At 60.0% G+C, this 18,100-nt stretch carries 13 protein-coding genes; 8 read left to right on the top strand and 5 right to left on the bottom strand.

The window, feature by feature from the left end:
* Window positions 1-165 precede the first annotated feature (165 nt).
* The 3 genes from BM035_RS15775 (at window position 166) to BM035_RS15765 (ending at window position 3,017) form a co-directional block, all read left to right on the top strand.
* On the top strand, window positions 166-981 hold the full coding sequence (locus tag BM035_RS15775; RefSeq protein ID WP_053113553.1) for an SDR family NAD(P)-dependent oxidoreductase: 816 nt from the start codon (window positions 166-168) through the stop codon (window positions 979-981).
* Between the two features lie 101 nt (window positions 982-1,082).
* The gene (locus BM035_RS15770; RefSeq protein WP_092033079.1) at window positions 1,083-2,183 is read left to right on the top strand and encodes a GGDEF domain-containing protein; all 1,101 of its coding nucleotides are present in this window, start codon (window positions 1,083-1,085) and stop codon (window positions 2,181-2,183) included.
* A 48-nt stretch (window positions 2,184-2,231) separates the two neighbouring features.
* Complete coding sequence (locus tag BM035_RS15765; protein WP_092033076.1) at window positions 2,232-3,017, top strand: class II glutamine amidotransferase; 786 nt, start codon at window positions 2,232-2,234, stop codon at window positions 3,015-3,017.
* 128 nt (window positions 3,018-3,145) lie between these two features.
* Here the strand turns inward: BM035_RS15765 and BM035_RS15760 are convergent, their stop codons facing one another.
* Window positions 3,146-4,051 carry a metal-dependent hydrolase gene (locus BM035_RS15760; protein ID WP_092033073.1) on the bottom strand — a complete coding sequence of 302 codons (906 nt, stop codon included), beginning with the start codon at window positions 4,049-4,051 and terminating at the stop codon, window positions 3,146-3,148.
* A gap of 225 nt (window positions 4,052-4,276) precedes the next feature.
* Between BM035_RS15760 and BM035_RS15755 the strand changes: the two genes are divergently transcribed.
* Both BM035_RS15755 and BM035_RS15750 read left to right on the top strand, forming a co-directional pair.
* Window positions 4,277-5,383, top strand: a complete 1,107-nt coding sequence (locus BM035_RS15755; protein ID WP_092033072.1) for a helix-turn-helix domain-containing protein — start codon at window positions 4,277-4,279, stop codon at window positions 5,381-5,383.
* Between the two features lie 364 nt (window positions 5,384-5,747).
* Window positions 5,748-6,155: an NINE protein gene (locus BM035_RS15750; protein ID WP_014578994.1), complete on the top strand. Its 408-nt coding sequence runs from the start codon at window positions 5,748-5,750 to the stop codon at window positions 6,153-6,155.
* A gap of 9 nt (window positions 6,156-6,164) precedes the next feature.
* On the opposite strand, the gene BM035_RS15745 is transcribed toward BM035_RS15750, so the two are convergent.
* A complete protein-coding gene (locus BM035_RS15745) occupies window positions 6,165-7,532 on the bottom strand; it encodes a WS/DGAT/MGAT family O-acyltransferase (RefSeq protein ID WP_092033070.1) in 1,368 nt (455 codons plus the stop codon).
* Between the two features lie 200 nt (window positions 7,533-7,732).
* Between BM035_RS15745 and BM035_RS15740 the strand changes: the two genes are divergently transcribed.
* Together BM035_RS15740 and BM035_RS15735 are read left to right on the top strand one after the other, a co-directional pair.
* Window positions 7,733-8,797 (top strand): efflux RND transporter periplasmic adaptor subunit, encoded by a 1,065-nt coding sequence (locus BM035_RS15740; RefSeq protein WP_008176923.1) that lies wholly within the window; start codon window positions 7,733-7,735, stop codon window positions 8,795-8,797.
* A complete protein-coding gene (locus BM035_RS15735; protein WP_008176925.1) occupies window positions 8,797-11,961 on the top strand; it encodes an efflux RND transporter permease subunit in 3,165 nt (1,054 codons plus the stop codon). Before BM035_RS15740 ends, BM035_RS15735 begins: the two co-directional genes overlap by 1 nt.
* Before the next feature lie 135 nt (window positions 11,962-12,096).
* Here BM035_RS15735 and nirD read toward each other — a convergent pair whose 3' ends face one another.
* The 3 genes from nirD to BM035_RS15720 form a co-directional block, all read right to left on the bottom strand.
* Window positions 12,097-12,465: a nitrite reductase small subunit NirD gene (nirD, locus tag BM035_RS15730; protein ID WP_092033067.1), complete on the bottom strand. Its 369-nt coding sequence runs from the start codon at window positions 12,463-12,465 to the stop codon at window positions 12,097-12,099.
* Between the two features lie 187 nt (window positions 12,466-12,652).
* Window positions 12,653-15,160 (bottom strand): nitrite reductase large subunit NirB, encoded by a 2,508-nt coding sequence (gene nirB / locus BM035_RS15725; RefSeq protein ID WP_092033065.1) that lies wholly within the window; start codon window positions 15,158-15,160, stop codon window positions 12,653-12,655.
* A gap of 25 nt (window positions 15,161-15,185) precedes the next feature.
* Window positions 15,186-16,418, bottom strand: a complete 1,233-nt coding sequence (locus BM035_RS15720) for an NAD(P)/FAD-dependent oxidoreductase (protein WP_039882156.1) — start codon at window positions 16,416-16,418, stop codon at window positions 15,186-15,188.
* 384 nt (window positions 16,419-16,802) lie between these two features.
* Here BM035_RS15720 and BM035_RS15715 point away from each other — a divergent pair, with 384 nt between their 5' ends.
* Window positions 16,803-18,098, top strand: coding sequence for a nitrate- and nitrite sensing domain-containing protein (locus BM035_RS15715; protein ID WP_092033062.1), 1,296 nt, complete (start codon window positions 16,803-16,805; stop codon window positions 18,096-18,098).
* Window positions 18,099-18,100 lie beyond the last annotated feature (2 nt).

Here is an 18,100-nt window from a genome sequence, read left to right as displayed (position 1 = left end):
TCGTGCACCGGCCAACGGCAAGGGATTGTACCGGAAACCGGGTGCCGCGTCAGAGGGTGGCCGGAATGCCATGTGGCCTGGTTCACTAAAGCCATATCCCGCAAGCAGGCAATTGTTAGAGTATCTGCTTTAATTGATGTGCCTACAATTAAGAGGTCTGTGACCATGAAGAATCTGAAGAACAAAGTTGCCGTTGTTACCGGTGCCGGTTCGGGTATCGGCCGCGCGCTCGCCAAATCGCTGGCGGACCGGGGCTGCCGACTGGCGCTGTCCGACGTCAATGAGTCAGGCCTGGCCGAAACCGCTGCAGCGCTAAGCGGCGCTGATGTAAAAACCTACCGGCTGGACGTGTCTGATCGCGATGCCATCTTTGCCCATGCGGAGGAGGTTGTGAAAGATTTCGGTCAGGTCAATCTGGTCATCAACAACGCGGGCGTTGCCCTGTCTGCCACGGTCCGTGAGATGACCGACGAAGACTTCAAATGGGTCATGGACATTGATTTCTGGGGGGTTGCTCACGGTACCCGGGCCTTCCTGCCCCATCTGATTGCCTCGGGCGATGGCCATGTGGTGAACGTTTCCAGTGTATTTGGCCTGATTGGAGTGCCCAAGCAGAGCGCCTACAACGCCGCCAAGTTTGCGGTGCGAGGATTCACCGAAGCCCTGCGCCAGGAAATGAAGCTGGAGAACCAGCCGGTGGCGGTGAGTTGTGTGCATCCTGGTGGTATCCGCACTAACATTGTCAATGCAGCGCGCATGGGCAAGTCCGAGAACGCCGTCGCCCAGCGTAAAGGCTTCGATAAACTCGCCATGACCACGCCCGAGAAAGCCGCAGAAATCATTGTAAAAGGCATCCTCAAGAATGAGTCCCGCATATTGGTGGGCCCGGACGCCTGGGGTATTGATGCGATCAACCGCCTGCTGGGTTCTGCTTACCAGCCGCTGGTGGAGCGTTTCTCCCGCAAGAACCTCTATATCTGAAGACTCGATGCGTGCGGCGGGCCTGAAGCTTGGGCTCGCTGTACGTTTTACAAACAGTTTTTCGGGGCTATACTCGGAAGCTGATCCAAGGAAGAGTCAGCATGAATACGCCTCACCATTCTGACCTGGGGGCCACTCTGGAACAGAGCCGCTCGGGTCTGCGCGACAGCCATCGCCGCTCACTGATGCGGCTGCTTTTTCTGATCACCGGCTCGGCTCTGGTGATTTTTGCTTGCCTGCAGTTTCTCAATGGCTACCCATGGGTGGCGGTTGCTGAGCTGTTTGCCAGCACTTTGCTTTTTTTCGGCGTCTGGCGCCTGAAATCCACTCCTCATCTGCAGCAGTGGGTCTATGCCTATCTGGTGCCTTTGTTCGCGTTCTTCCTGGTGATCATGCTGTTACCGGAAGCCTCGGTGTCCGCTTTCGTCTGGGTGCTGATGATGCCGGTTCTCGCCTACCTGTTGCTTGGCAAGAAAGAAGGCATGATTCTCAGCGCACCCTTTATGCTCGTCGGGGGCGTTATCTATTACATTCACCTTGGCCAGGTCGGCAGCCCCCACGCGATGATCGATCTGCTCAACATGGTGTTGTGCGGTGCACTGATGCTGGCCTTCATTCACCTGTATGAGGTGCGCCGCGAAGAGTCCGAGCAGCGCCTGGTGGACATGGCCCAGACCGATGCGCTCACTGGTCTGGCCAATCGCAGCAACTTCCAGGGTACGTTGAATCGCACCATTGCCGAGTGCGATCGCAGTGGAGCCGGTTTTGCGCTGGTGGTGATGGATATTGACCACTTCAAGGTCGTTAACGACACTCTGGGCCATGAGGCCGGAGACTTTGTTCTGAAAAACATCAGCCGATGCATGACCGAACGGCTGAGGAGCACCGATTTTGTCGGCCGCCTGGGTGGCGAGGAGTTCGGCCTGATTCTGAGAGATGTGAAGCCGGCGGATGCCTTTGTCCTGATGGACGAGCTGCGCCAGCGGATATCTGACCTTGAACTGCCCTACGGGGAAGCCCGCATCCGGGTGACTGCCTCCTTCGGGATAGCCCAGTGGCCAGACCATGGTCGCGAGGCCGAAAGCCTGTTCCGGGTTGCCGATCGGTGGCTCTACAGTGGCAAGCGAGCGGGGCGAAATCGGGTTGTAGGGGCTGGCCATAACCCCCGTCAGCTTGAGATTCTGACTGTCGAAGCCGGCTGATTCCGGTATTCTTGAGACAATCATTCTCCTGCAAGATTGAAGTAACCCATGTGTGAACTGCTGGCCATGAGTGCCAATACGCCCACCGACCTGTGTTTCAGTTTCACCGGCCTGACCCGTCGGGGTGGGCAGACCGGCCCCCACAAGGACGGCTGGGGTGTGGCCTTCTACGAAGGCAAAGGCGTCCGGGCCTTCCACGACGCAGATGCCAGCGCCAATTCCCGAATCGCCGAAGTGGTCCAGACCCATCCGATCAAAAGCGAAGTGGCCATCTGCCACATTCGCCAGGCCAACGTCGGCGACATCTGCCTGGCCAACACCCATCCCTTCATGCGCGAACTCTGGGGTCGCTACTGGGTGTTCGCCCACAATGGCCAGCTCTCCGGCTTCGGTTCGACTCCAGGGTTCTATGAGCCGGTCGGAACCACCGACAGCGAGGCGCTGTTCTGCGATATTCTTAACCACCTTCGAACGCACTGCGATCGCAATAACGGAACCGATGAAATCATCGACCGCCTGGTCCGGTTGTCCGTCGCCTACGCCAGCCAGGGCGTTTTCAACCTCCTACTGAGTAACGGTGATTGGCTGTTCACTTACTGCACCACCAAAATGGCCAGCATCACCCGGAGAGCCCCGTTTGGTCCTGCCCGTCTGAAAGACGCCGATGTAACGGTGGATTTCGAATCGGAAACGACGCCCAACGACATCGTCAGCGTGATCGTTACTGAACCTCTGACCACAGATGAAAAGTGGGATGTTTACCAGCCAGGTGAATGGCGGTTATGGAAGAAAGGAGAGGTCATTAGATCCGGAGTGGCCAAAGCGGGCTGCTGATCTCTGCCAGATCAAGCGGATGAGTGGGTGGGGAGGCCTTTGTGCAGGGAAAAAGATGTCTGAGCGCAGCGAGTTGTTTTTCCCGGAACAAAGGCCTCCCCACCTGCTTGTCCGCGTAACTCCGAAGATTACTGCAGGGTTCGTCGATTACCCTTCTGATACTGCGGTGCAATATGCGCCTGGATTTCTTCCTTGAAGCGGGCAATCAGGTCGCTGTTGTCGTGATCCCAGGGATGGAAGCCCGGTTTGAAGTACTCCAGCCATGTGGGAATCAGGCTTGAGAAGGTGCCGTTTACGCCCCAGAGTCGCCAGAGGCCGGTAGCCGTGTCTTTCAAAGAGAAGTTCTTGCGGTCGTTCAGCATCATCCGGCAGGTGAAATAGGTGCTCATCACACCCAGGGCGGCGGTGCTGAACATTAGGTAAAAGGTTCGCTCGGCGTAGGTGCCGCCCGCCGCCTGGAACACGTCGTAGGCAACCGCCTTGTGCTCGGTTTCTTCAATCGCGTGCCAGACCCATAGCGGACGCATGGATTCATCCATGTCCTGGCGCACATCGTCACGCTCCAGCAGCATGTCGGCCATCATGGCGGTGAGGTGCTCAAGTGCACAGGTGATCGCCAGCTGGTGACGCTTGGGCAGCTTCTTGGCGATCCCCAGAACCACCTCGAGGTGTTTTTCCAGTTCTTCCACCGGCATGCCCTGGTCACGAACGTGCTGGTTCATGGCGATGTGCTCCAGGGAGTGCATGGCTTCCTGGCCAATGAATCCGCGTATCTCTTCCTTCAGCTTGGGATCGGAAATCTGGTCCCGGAACGCCCTTACTGAATCCACGAAGAACTGCTCGCCCTGAGGAAACAGCACCGAGAGCCCATTCATGATGTGGCTGATGGTGTAGCTGTTGTCGACCCAGTAACGGGGCGCTTGCTCACCAAACTCAAACCCCATGCGCTGGGCGGTGATGGTGACGTTGTCCGGTGTGTTGGAGGCCCGCGTAACGGGAGCCGTCTTCTTTTCTGCGGTTTTGCTGCTCAGCATGTGTGTACTCCTCACTCTGGCTGATGTCATGGCTCCAGTGTGTGGCAGTCAAGCCCGGGCAGGAATGCGCAAAGGGGACGGCCGTCGATCAGGATGGGACACGGGCCGGGATTTGATTGGCCAGGCTGACGGCGAGCAAGGTGTACCGGGCCCCACTGTAGCGGCGGGAGGCATCTGATAGAGTCAATTGACGTGCTTCAGCCAACCCAATAAGAAGGAATGCCAATGAGTGCAACCGGACCGGACAAAGAACGGCAGATGCTGGGATTGTTCCTGGTGCCGGGCGCTTACCTGCGGGTTCTGGCCGAAACCGTCCGGCAACTGGGCTATAACGACCGTCTACTCTATGAAGGCCTGGATGTCACCCCAGACGATCTCAAGTCCAACGACAGCCGGGTGTTTGTTACCGATGCCATCATCATGGCCAAACGGGCCGTGAACCTGGCCGGCCAGGACGGTCTCAGCTTCACGCTGGCCAGGGAGTTGCGGCTGACAATCCACGGCACCCTGGGCTTCGCGGCCCTCACCAGCCCCACCTTCGCCGATGCCCTGGATTCCGTGCGCCGTTACCTGCATCTGCGGGTGCCTTTTCTCGGCATGAGCCAGTCCGAAGCGGGCGATCAGGTGCTGGTAAAGCTGTGCACCGAATTCGAAGTGCCCGGCCTCTATCCGTTTCTGGCGGAGACCGTCAGCGCCACCCTGATCCTGCTCACCGAACAGCTCCTGGATCGGGAGGACGCAGCAAAACACGGCTTTGCCCTGGAAGACGGCAAACTGCCGGGTGTCACCGTTCGCCTGAGCGCTCCGGAGCCGCCCTGGTACCAGCGGTTTGCCGACCAGCTTCCGGTTCGGTTCGAGTACGGCCAGCCCGACGAAATGATGGTGTTCCCCCGGGAGCTTCTGGAGGTGCGCATGCGCCTGGCCGATGCCGAAGCCTCCCGAATGGCCCGTGACCAGTGCGAGTTCGAGCTGCAGAAGGCCCTGAAGGAACAGGGTGACATCGTCCTGGCGATCCGCAACATGCTCCGGATGATGCCCGGGCCGTTGCCGTCACTGGAAGCCATGGCCGAGCGTTTCTGCGTTTCGTCCAGAACCCTGAAACGCCGGCTGGCGGACCGGGACACCAGCTACCGGGAGATCCTCGAGTCGGTGCTGAAAGACCGGGCGATCCAGTTGCTCCGGTATACCAACCAGTCGGTCAGCGAGATTGCCTACGAATTGGGCTATGCGGACCTTTCCAACTTCAGCCGGGCGTTCCGGAAGTGGACCGGCAAGTCGGCCAGCGAGTTTCGCGAGGGTGGTCCGGATCCGGCGCCTGAGGTTGGGCCCTGATTTTTTGGGCTTCCTGGTTTGGAGCGTGGTCGCGGGGAGGGGCTTTATTTTTTCGGGTAAAAACAACTCGCTGCGCTCAGACATTTTTTCCCCGAAAAAATAAAGCCCCACCCCACGCCCTGCTGACAGAGAAGATTGCCGTCCGAGTTTTTATTGCTCTGCCTTAATTTGTTTTTCGTCTCCTATGCCACAATGTTTGGACGGACGGGGGGAAGGAATATTTTCCCGACAGGAAAAAGATGTCTGAGCGAAGCGAGTTGTTTTTCCCGAGGGAAAATATTCCTTCCCCCCGGCCAGCCCCCAGCACATGCAGGCTGGGTCTATAGTGAAAATCGGCTACGAATCCAGAAGGATGAGAACGGATATGACAGAACGCCCAGACACCCACAGCAAACTGATCGGCTACCTGCTCTGGATCTTCGGATTCCTGGGCTCACACCGGTTTTACTACGGCAAACCCGTTACCGGCACCATCTGGTTCTTTACCCTGGGGCTGCTGTTCATCGGCTGGATCATCGACCTGTTCCTGATCCCGGCCATGGACCGGGAGGCGGATCTTCGGTTCCGGGAAGGTGAGGTCAGCTACAACATCGGCTGGATTCTGCTGACCTTCCTGGGAGTGTTCGGGATTCATCGGATGTACATGGGCAAATGGATCACGGGCATCATCTACCTGTTTACCGGCGGCCTGTTCCTGATCGGTGTGCTGTATGATTTCTGGACTCTGAACAACCAGATTTCCATCCGCAACGAAGAGCGCCGCTTCGGCTGACCGATCGGATCACAGGCCGGCGGCGGTTTCCAGTTCGACCAGGGCCTCTTCAAGGTAGTCGAGCATCCGCTGCAGGCTGGGTAGCGTGCGGCGGCAGCCAATGAGACCGAACTCCACCTGGTCGCCGTAGCTGGTCAGGGTCATGTTCAGGGCCAGGCGGTCCATGGCGATGGAGACCGGGTACATGCCGTCCATCATGGCGCCGTTCCAGTAGCAGGTCTCCCGGGGCCCGGGGACGTTCGAAATGACCACGTTGAAGGTCTGCCATTTCGGTGCCATGCCAGTAAGCAGATGGAACGCCGCCGGCGCCAGGGTCAGGGCGGTGTAGTTGATAATTTCTTCCGCAGACATATGGGCGTATCGGTCCTTGGCCGCCTTTACATCCTCGTGGATCTGCTTCAGCCGGGTAACCGGGCTGGTGACGTCGGTGTGAAGCGACGCGAGGATAACACCTACCTGGTTGCCGCCTGAGCTGTCATCCTTGCGCAGGGACACCGGCACCATGGCGATCAACGCCTTTTCCGGCAGGGCGTCTTGGTTCATCAGGTAGCTGCGCAGCGCGGTGGCGCACATCGCCATCACCACATCATTGACCGTGGTTCCATAGGCCTTGCAAACACCCTTTATCCTGCGCAGGCAGTAAGACTGTGCCGCGAAGCGTCGGGACCCGGTGATCTTCTGGTTAAGAATGCTGCGGGGCGCGTGGAATATGGAGGAGTAGGCCGGGTCTTTGCGGGCGTCGTTGATGGTTCGCAGCAGTTCCCGGGCGACGGTGGGCACGGTGCCCAGTTGCTTGCCGGATTCACCCAGCAGGTGGCCAACGCTTCGCCACAGCGAAGGACCGCCATCATCCTTTTCACGGGATGGGTGGGGTGGCATGGCCCAGATCGGCGGCATGTCCCGCTCGCCGGTGTCCTGGCAGAGCATCTGGGTGACCATCCGCATTGCGGATACACCATCCACCAGGGCATGGTGCACCTTGATATACACCGCAAACTGCCGTTCCCCCAGGCCTTCAATCAGATGAAACTCCCACAGCGGACGTTCCCGGTCCATCAGGTGGGAATGTTCCGCCGAGACAAACGACAAGAGTTCCCTGACCCGCCCGGGTGTCGGCAGTGCCTCGAAGCGGAAGTGGTGTTCCAGGTCCAGGTGCTCGTCTTCCACCCAGACCGGCTGGCCGAAACGGTAATCCAGACGCTGATTAAACGGCGGAGTCACCTTCGTGTACTGCCTGAGCCGGTCGGCCAGCTGTGCGACGTAATCATCCGGTGCGTCGTCGGGAAAAGAGAACAGCTGAAGACCGCCCACGTGCATGGGCTGCTGCCGCTTTTCCAGCCAGAGAAAAAGCTGATCCGCAGGGCTAAGAGGTTTCACAGGGCGTCCTTGTTGTCGGTGTTGTGACAATAGTAGCGCAGATAGCTGGCAACGTGATTGACCACGGTTCGCATTCTCCGCACCGGCCAGGTCAAACGCGGGCCAAGGTCTGGACGGGGTTTTTCTTCGTAAGCCATGAACTAAGGTTAGTAATTGCATCCATCGAAATGAATCTTGGAGAAAAGGACGTGGCTACCCCCATGAAGAGCCTGCAGGGTGTTGTTCTGTTTTTGTGCAGCCTGTTTCCGGTGCTCACCGCTGCCCAGGACCTGCCTGGTGTTCAGCTGGAAACCGTCTCTTCAGAAGATATCGTTCAGGAAGTGACCCTGAATGGTACGGTGAATGCCCTTCGGGTATCTGGCATGTCGGCGGCGGTTGCGGGCCTGCTGGACGAGGTTCGGGTGGAAACCGGTGATCGTGTTGACCGGGGCGATGTGTTGGTCGAGCTGGATGACGAATTGGTTACCTGGGAGTTGGCCGCGGCAAGAGCCGAGGCAGAAGAGGCCCGCAGTCGCCTGGAGGAAGCCCGGCGTCGCCTGCGTGAGGCCAGATCCGTTGGCGCAGGCCGCAATATCGCGGCCACCGAAGTCAGTGCACGGGAAAGTGAAGTGGCCGCCAGCGAAGCGACCCTGGCTCGCCTGGAAGCCGCCCGCCGCCAGGTGGAAGTCCGGGCCGGGCGCCACCGCGTGACCGCGCCCTTCGACGGTGTGGTCAGCCAGCGCTCCCGGGATCTCGGGGAATGGGTTACCCCCGGTGACCAGCTGCTGACTCTGGTGGATACCGACAACCTTCGTCTGGATTTCCAGGTACCCCAGTCCTTCTACAAACGCATCGACGACAACAGCCGGCTGCTGGTGCAGGATGACCAGGCACTGAGCAGCGCCACCATCGATGTTCTGGTACCGGTCAACGATCCCCAGTCCAGAACCTTTCTCCTCCGCGCCATCAAGCCCGAATCCGTGAAGCTGCTCCCGGGGATGTCGGTACAGGCGGTACTGCGGGTCACTACCGGTGAACGTGGCCTGACGGTTTCCCGCGATGCCATCAACCGGTATCCCGAAGGACGAACCACCGTGTGGATCGCCGAACCGGGGGATGAAGACACCTGGACCGTGAGCGAAAAGCGGGTGCGCCTTGGCACCGGCTTCGAGGGCCGGGTAGAGGTTACCAGTGGTCTTGAGTCGGACCAGCAGGTGGTGGTCCGTGGCAACGAGTCCCTGAGCGAGGGCATCAGCGTGCGCATTGCCGAACGGGAGAGCCGCTGATGTTCGCCGGCATTATCCGTCATGGCACCCTGGTTACCGTTACCGCCCTGATCGTTGCCATTCTTGGAACCGCCGCGGCGCTCCGGATTCCGGTCCAGATGATTCCGGACCTGGAAGTGCGCACCGTCACCGTTGAAACCAGCTGGCCGGGTGCGACGCCCCAGGACATTGAGAAGGACATACTGATTGAGCAGGAACGGTTCCTGCGCAATGTTCCTAACCTGAGCCGGATGACTTCCACCGCATCCAGCGGAGCGGCGGAGATCGAGCTGGAGTTCCCGTTCGGGGTGAATATCACCGAGACCCTTATCCAGATCAACAATGCCCTGAGCCAGGTCCCTGACTACCCGAGAAACGTCGATGAGCCGCGCATAGTGGCGGCATCTTTCTCATCCAATGCGTTCATGTATTTCCGTGTCGCTACCCTGGAGGGCAATCCCCGCGAGCTGGACATCGAGCTTATGCGCGATTTCATCGAGGATCGCGTCCGGCCAAGGATGGAGAGTGTGCCGGGGGTTTCCGAGGTTACCGTTGGCGGTGGTGCCGACCGGCAGATGCAGATCATTGTGGACGAATCCGCCCTGGCCCAGCGCGGCCTGAGCCTGGTGGATCTGCGCAACGCAATCGTGGCCCGTAACCAGGACATTTCCGGCGGCGAGATCGACTCTGGCAAGCGCCGGTATCTGTTGCGCACGGTCGGGCGCTTTGACGACGTTGAATCCCTGGAACAGCTGGTGGTACGCCGGCAGGGTGACAGCGTGGTGCGCCTTGGTGAGGTGGCCCGGGTTCAGCAGGGCCATTCCCGGATCCGGGAGCTGTCCTTTATCGACGGCCAGCGGGTGATTGGCCTGCAGGTGCGCCGTGAAAGCGGCTCCAACGTCATAGATATCAAACGCGCGATGATGGACGAAGTGGCCGCCATCAACCAGGAGGTGCTGGAGCCGGCGGGCATGAGGCTGGGCCTGACCGCAGACGATGCCCGTTACGTGGAAGCCTCGGTGGCCAATGTCTGGACCAACCTGGGGATTGGTGCCGCCTTCGCAACCCTGGTGATGTTCCTGTTTCTGAGATCCGGCCGGGCCACGTTTGCCGGGGTGGTGGGCATACCGCTGTGTGCCATAGCCGCGTTTATCGGGCTGCTGATCACCGGCCGCACCATCAACGTGATCTCTCTGGCCGGTATCGCCTTTGCCATCGGCATGACGGTGGACAACAGCATCGTGGTGCTGGAGAACATCGAGCGACACCGGCGTTTGGGGCTGGACCGTTTCGAATCGGCCCTCAAGGGCGTGCGTGAAGTCTGGCCGGCGGTGCTGGCGTCCACCACCACAACCATTCTGGTGTTCTTGCCGATCCTGTTTATCGAGGAAGAGGCGGGCCAGTTGTATTCCGACGTAGCCATTGCCATCTCTGCCGCCATTCTCGCCTCCATGTTGGTGGCAATCACCATCATACCCACCCTCTGCGCCCGGCTGGATTTCGGCCGCCGGGGCGTGACCACCGATGAATACGGCAACGAAACCTCGGGTCGCTGGAGCGGGGCCGCCATGGGGGCGGTGCGATGGCTGGTGAATGGCACGGTGCGCCGGCTTCTGGTGATGGCAGCCACCGTCGGCTTCAGCCTGTGGGTGATTTTTGTGCTGACCCCACCCGCCGAATACCTGCCGGAAGGCGAGGAGCCCAAGACCTTTGCCGCTATGTCGGCGCCGCCGGGTTACAACCTGCAGGAGATGGAAGCCATTGCCCGCCAGGTGGAAGACTACTTCCTGCCCCACGTGAACGCGGACGGCCAGGCCTACGCCGCGGGCGAAACCAGCGTGCCGCCCATGGCCTATCTCAACATGCAGGTAACGCCCACCAGGATCCGGATCATCGCCGAGACCCTGAATCCAAGGCACATCGAAGCCCTGATGGACGAGATCACCCGGTTCTATGAACAGTTCCCGGGCATGCGCGCCTTCGCGGCCAAGGGCTCCATCATTTCCAGCAACGACGGCGGCACCCGCAGCATCAACCTGGACATCTCCGGCCCGGACCTGGTGTCGGTCTACAGCGCCGCCAATGCCGCTTACCAGCGGGCCGAGGAGATCTTCGACAACCCCCGCATCCAGAGCCAGCCCTCCACGCTGTCCCTGGCGCAACCGCTGATCCAGATTATGCCCGACTGGGATCGCGCGGCTGAACTGGGTCTGGGAGCAGAAAGCATTGGCTTCACCGTAGCCTCTCTGACCGAGGGCAGCTACGTCGACGATTTCTTCCTGGACGACGAAAAGATCGATATCTACGTCTACGGCAGCGAGGGTCGCAACCCGTCACTGGACAGCCTGCCGGATGTCATGGTGCACACCCCCCAGGGTGCTACCCTGCCGCTCTCCAGCCTGGCTACCATCGAGGAAACCGTCGATACCAGCACGGTCCGCCGGGTGGACGGTCGCCGCACGGTGACTCTGAACGTGATTCCCCCGGACGATGTGCCGCTCGAAGCCGGCGTTGAGAGGGTACGCACGGAACTGTTGCAGTTCATGCGGGACAGCGGCGCATTGCCCGCGAATGTGAACGTGGATATTTCCGGCGCCAGCGATCAGCTTAATGCCACACGGGAGGCTCTGACCGGCAATTTCATCATTGCCATTGCCATTGTCTACCTGCTGCTGGTGGCCATCTTCGCGCACTGGGGATTCCCGCTGCTGATCATGACCGCAATACCGCTTGGCGTGGCCGGTGGCATTGTGGGCCTGGCCCTGATGAACCTGGTCGGTGGCCTGCTGCCCATGATCGGCCTCCAGCCTCTGAGGCAGCCCTTTGACATGATTACCATGCTGGGCTTCCTGATACTGATGGGAACCGTGGTGAACAACCCGATCCTGGTGGTGGACCAGGCCCGGCAGAACCTGCGCCAGAAAGGCGTTACCGTAGTACAGGCCGTCACCGCCGCCGTCCAGACCCGCCTGCGCCCCATCGCCATGACCACCCTGACCACCATCTGCGGCCTCTCGCCCCTGGTGTTCCTGCCCGGCGAAGGCACCGAGCTGTATCGGGGCGTGGGCGCCATCGTTCTGTTTGGCCTGCTTGGGGCAGCGATCGTAACCGTGACTTTTCTGCCGTCACTGACCATCTTTGTTCTTGGCTGGCGGGAGCGTTGGCGTCGCTCCAGAGAGGTTTAGCCTCGGAGTATCGCCGTCACGCGCCATGGGAAGTCTTTCTTCCGGGGAAAAGCAACTCGCTTCGCTCAGACATCTTTTCCCCTGCACAAAGACTTCCCATACCACGCGCCGGCTTTCGCCGGCATTGTTAAGGGCCTAGGCCGCGATGGATTCTCGCTGGTTGGCCCGTACTTCCAAGCGGATCTGGTTGCCGTCCAGCAGGACAGGGTAGGTTTTGACCCGCACGGTATCGTCTTCCAGACAGACACCCGTAAGCAGACTGAAATGTTGCTTGTACAACGGCGACGCCACCACCGGCTCCCCTTTCAGATCCCCGGTAATCCCCCGGGCCAGCACATTGGCGCCGCTGAACGGGTCCGTATGGCTGATGGCAAACAACGCCGGCAGCCGGTGCGGCAGGTAAAACACCGCCACCGGCCCGTCCGGTGTCCAGACCGCGATGCCAGATTCCGGCACCAGGTCGTCAACGGTACAGACGGCTTCCCAACGAGTGCGTGGTTTCATGATATTTCTCCCAAACAGTCTGTGTTTGTCTCAACTAATGTTTGCCTCTGATACCACCGAAGCCCGGTGAGCGAGGTGGTATGGGGGTACTTTTCTGGCGGGGAAAAGATGTCTGAGCGAAGCGAGTTGCTTTTTCCCAGAAGAAAAGTACCCCCATGGCGCCTTGCTCTAACTCCAAATTCGAAAGCTACGCAGATTCCAACACAGGCCGCCGCTGCCCCCGCTCAACGGTCCACTCCTGCACCGGATCCGTCTGAGAAGGCGCATTAACAAACTCCCGGAACCGCTTCCGCTTCTCCGGATCCTCGACGGCCGTCTTCCACTCGCACTGGTAGGTCCCAACAATCCCCTCCATGTGCTCCTCCAGCTCAGCGCCGATCCCCAGACTGTCCTCAAGAACCACCTGCTTCAGGTACTCCAGGCCGCCCTCCAGATTTTCCATCCAGACACTGGTACGCTGCAGCCGGTCGGCCGTGCGCACATATAACATCACCACCCGGTCAATGGTCCGGATCAGCTCCTCGTCAGACAGATCCGTGGCAAACAGATCGGCGTGGCGGGGCCGCATGCCACCGTTGCCGCAGACATACAGGTTCCAGCCGTTCTCCGTGGCAATCACACCAAAGTCCTTGCTCTGGGCTTCCGCGCATTCCCGGGTACAGCCCGAGACCGCCATCTTCACCTTGTGGGGCGCCCGCAGCCCTTTGTAGCGGTCCTCCAGGCGAATCGCCATGCCTACGCTGTCCTGAACGCCGTAGCGACACCAGGTATTGCCAACGCAGGACTTCACGGTACGCAGTGACTTGCCATAGGCATGGCCGGTCTCGAACCCGGCGGCAATCAGCTTTTCCCAGATATCCGGCAGTTGGCTCAGGGTGGCGCCGAACAGGTCCACGCGCTGGCCGCCGGTGATCTTGGTGTAAAGATCGTATTCCTTCGCCACCTCACCCAGCACAATCAACTTGTCCGGGGTGATCTCGCCGCCGGGAATGCGCGGCACGATCGAGTAGGTGCCGTTCTTCTGCATGTTGGCCATGAAGGTGTCGTTGGTGTCCTGAAGCGGCACGTGGTCGGTGGCCAGGATGTGCTCGTTCCAGCAGGTGGCGAGAATCGACGCCACCGCCGGTTTGCAGATGTCGCAGCCGTGCCCCTTGCCGTGCTGACTGATCAGGGTGCGGAAGGTGCGGATGCCGTTCACCTTCACCAGGTGGAACAGCTCCTGGCGACTGTACGGGAAGTGCTCGCACAGATCCTTGCTGACCTCCACGCCGCGTTTTTCCAGCTCGCTGTCCACTACGTTCTTGAGCAGGGCGGTGCAGCCGCCACAGCCGGTGCTGGCCTTGGTTTCGGCCTTGACGCTGCCAAGGTCCGAGCAGCCGGCATCAATGGCGCCGCAGATATCGCCCTTGGTGACGTTGTGGCAGGAGCAAATGGAGGCAGTTTCCGGCAGGGCATCCGGGCCCAGGGCCGGCGCTCCGCCCTGGCTCTCCGGCAGGATCAGCGTTTCCGGATTCTCCGGCAGGGTGATGCCATTGAGGGCATATTGCAGCAGGGTGTCGTAGTGGCTGTTGTCGCCCACCAGAATTGCGCCCAGCAGGGTCTTGCCATCCTCGCTGATCACCATTCGTCGATAGTGGCCGGCCCGCTCATCGTTGAAGCGGATGTTGCGGGCGCCCGGGGTCTGGGCATGGGCGTCGCCGATGGAACCCACGTCCACGCCCAGCAATTTGAGCTTGGTGCTCATGTCGGCGCCGGTGAAAGCAGTCTCCCGATCACCGTTCAGGGCGGAAGACAAAGTGCGGGCCATGGTGTAGCCGGGGGCCACCAGGCCGAATATCTTCTGTTCCCAGAGCGCGCACTCGCCAATGGCGTGCACATGGGGGTCCGAAGTGGTGCAGTGGTTGTCGATGGCGATGCCGCCGCGCTCGCCGATCTCCAGTCCACTGGCCCGGGCCAGGGCGTCCTGGGGCCGAATGCCTGCGGAGAAGACGATCAGGTCTGTCTCGAGGAAGGATTCGTCGCTGAAATTCATGCGCAGACGGGCATCCTCGCCCTCGGTAATCGCTGTGGTGGCCTTCTCGGTGTGCACCTGAACGCCAAGCTCCTCAATCTTGTGGCGCAGCAGGGCGCCGCCATCGGCATCCAGCTGAACCGGCATCAGCCGGGGTGCAAATTCCACAACGTGGGCTTCCAGTCCCAGGCTCTTGAGCGCATTGGCAGCTTCAAGACCCAGCAGGCCGCCGCCTACCACCACGCCTGTGCGGGCACCTTCCGAGCTGGCGTGAATGGCATCCAGGTCATCCAGGGTCCGGTAAACCAGGCAGTGCGGGCGGTCATTGCCCTTGATAGGGGGTACAAACGGATAGGAGCCGGTGGACAGGACCAGTTCGTCGTACCGGTAGCTGCCACGGGGCGTTTCCAGAGTGCGATTTTCCCGGTTTATGCCGGTTACCTGTTCGTTCAGGTGCAGTTGAATCCCCTGCTCGGTGTACCACTCCAGGGTACCCATGGCGAGATCGGCATGGCTGGAGCCGCCGAAATACTCGGAAAGGTGGACCCGGTCATAGGCCAGCTGTTTTTCCTCGCCGAACACGATGATCTCGAAATCGGCAGCGGCCGGGCTGGCGCAGAATTGTTCCAGGAAATGATGGCCGACCATGCCGTTGCCGACGACTATCAGGGTTTTCTTGCTCATGGGTCTGTCCTCTTTCCGGAGCGGCTCATGCCGCCGCCTCGCAGTAGTTCTTGCCGAATGCAATGAAGTCCCGGTAGCGGGAAATATCGTCCTGCTGCTGAATGCGCTGGCTGTACCAGGGGCCGTCCCGGGTGTCGCCCAGCAGTACGGCGCCGGTCAGGCGCTGATTGCGGATCAGCAGCCGGCAATAGTGATTCTGTTCGTGGTCCTGCCAGACCACGGATTCGGTGTCCCCGTCGGGGCTGATCTGTCCGCAGGAGAAAATCGGAACGCCGCTGATCTTCAGGCGGGTCGGTGTGTCCACCGGCCGATACTCGGCGTCTGGAGTGTTTCCGTTGAGCACGCCTGCAAGCACCTCGGCCTGCTGGTACCCGGGTTCCACCAGTCCGAAGGTGGTGTTTCCACGCTGACAACACTCACCCAGCGCAGAGATTGCCGGATCGCTGGTGCTTAGCTGCCCGTCCACGAGAATGCCGCGATCGCATTCCAGGCCGGCAGTCCGGGCAAGCTCGGTAGCAGGCGTGATACCGGTGGCGAATAGCACCAGATCCGTGCTGACGAGAGTTTCGTCATCCAGCTGGACGGCCCGGACCATGGAACGCCCGAGCAGGGCTTTGGGAGCCGTTCCGGTGCGAATATTTACGCCCCGCTCTTCCATGTGCTGTTGCAGGAGCTGACCCCCGATTCTGTCCAACTGACGGTTCAGAAGATGGCCGCTGCGGTGCAGCAGGGTGACGGCCATACCACGCTGGCGGAGACCTTCAGCGGCTTCCAGGCCAAGAAAGCCTCCGCCGACGACCACCGCCCGCCGATGGCGGCCAGCAGACTCAATCAGGGTCCTGGTGTCTTCCAGGTCCCGGAAGGTCATGACACCCGGAAGGTCTGCGCCCGGTAGCCCCGGTTTTGCGGGCCTCGATCCGGTGGCCAGCACCAGATGGGTGTAGGGCTGTACCCGACCGGATCCGGTGGTCACCGTCTGATCTTCCCGATTGATGGTGACTACCGGTTCTCCGTTGCAGACTTCAATACCGCTGTTCCGAAACCACTCGTCCTGCTGCAAGGCCAGCGAAGCTTCGTTTGTTTCACCGGCGAGCAGCAGCGAGAGTTGTATCCGGTTGTAGGCAGCGGATGCTTCGCCGTTGAACACGATGATGCGGGTAAACGGTCTGACTCGCCCACGGCAGAGAGCTTCCAGCAGGCGTTGCGAAACCATGCCGTGCCCGCAGATCACCAGTGTCGATTCAGTGTTTCCTGTCATTTCGCTCGAACCCGTACTTTTCGACCAAACAAAAAAAGCCGGAGCATCTATTCCCGAGGGGAAGTCGATGGTCCGGCGCCAATGCCAACAACAATGATCTGATGGTCCGGCCTGATCCTTGGCCGAGACGTTCGTCCTTACCAATTGCAAAGCGATCTTCGTGCCAGTTCTACGAACCTTTAAAAATCAGATAATTAGAATTTTATAAGGCTGCTATCACCAGTACGAACACTTGAAAACTGCCCTGCGACGGGGCGGATTGCACGGTTTTGGGCCAGATGCGGTGGCGCGGTAATTGCTGCGCACTGGCAGGAGGTTGGTTACGCGAGTGACTGATCTGACCGTGATTGTCGCATTTGAGGCTGTCTGCCTCCGGAGTCTGTTATGAACACCAAACGTGCCCCCGCCTATAAATCGCCATCCGCGGGCGACTACCTGATTGCCTCGAAAAGCTGCGAGTTGATGAACCTCCAGTACTTCTTGCAGATGGGCAAACTGGTCCAGTGCATCAGCAATCTGGTACATGCACTGCAGTGCGAGCGGGGTGCGTCTAACGTGTTTCTTGGTTCTTCCGGCGAAAAGTTTGCCCAGGAGCGAAAACACCTGGTTGCGACGTCGGATCAGCTCCGTTCTGAGTTTGAGCAGGCCCTTGCCGAGATTCACCAGGAACTGACGGCGCATCCTGTCAGTAGCCGCCTGCTTAACCAGCTTGCGAGCGCCCTTCACGGCCTTGAGGGCTTGCCCGAACTGCGACGGTGTGTGGTGGCCCGGAAAGTAACCGCGGCCTCTGCCACCGAGGATTACAGTACCCTGATCCACAACCTGATTGCGGTGGTGTTTGAGGCCGCAGATACCGCGGTTGACCCCACCATAGCGGGGCTTCTGGTGGCCATGGTGCACCTGATGAACGGCAAAGAATTCTGTGGACAGGAGCGGGCTGTCGGTTCGGCGGGGTTTTCCAGTGGCCGGTTTGATCGTGCACTGTCAGAGCGCATGGCGCACCTGATTGAGGCGCAGGAACGCTGTTTCGAGGTGTTTAACAGCTTTGCCGATGAGGGTTCCCTGGACCTGTGGGAAAAACTGCGCGAAAACCCCCGTGAGTCCGAAATTGAAAACCTCCGCCAGCGGGGCACAGCCATTGGTCGTTATAAAGACCTGGACCCGGCCCTGGCCGATGAATGGTTCAGGCTCATGTCTGAGCGGATGGATGAGCTCAAAAAGATAGAGGATTCCGTGGAGGGCTGTTTTCACGCCCGTTGCACCGAGCGTTTTGCCGATGCCAGAAACTCGCTGGCCCACCAGGAAACCCTGATTACTTCCCTGGATGCCCAGGAACCGGCTTCTCAACCCATGTTGGTGCTGTGCGATTCCGGAAACGAACAACAGGCCGGTGAGTCCTGGGCCAGCGATGGTATTGGTCAGCAGTTTGGCCGCTCCATCTTCGATCTGGTCCAGGAGCAGACCCGGCGCCTGCAACAGATGACCGATGAACTGCAGAGTGCCAGGGAGGCTCTGGAAGACCGCAAAACCCAGGAAAAAGCCGTGCTACTGCTGATGGAGCATCGCAGGATCAGCAACGACGAAGCTCACCGGGTATTAAGGAAACTGGCCATGGACCAGGGCCGGAAGTTGCCCGAGGTAGCCCGGGCCCTGGTGTCCATGGCGGATGTGCTGAAGTAACC

Source organism: Marinobacter sp. DSM 26671, assembly GCF_900112835.1.
Classification (GTDB): domain Bacteria; phylum Pseudomonadota; class Gammaproteobacteria; order Pseudomonadales; family Oleiphilaceae; genus Marinobacter; species Marinobacter flavimaris.
This window is presented reverse-complemented; position numbering and strand designations above follow the sequence as displayed.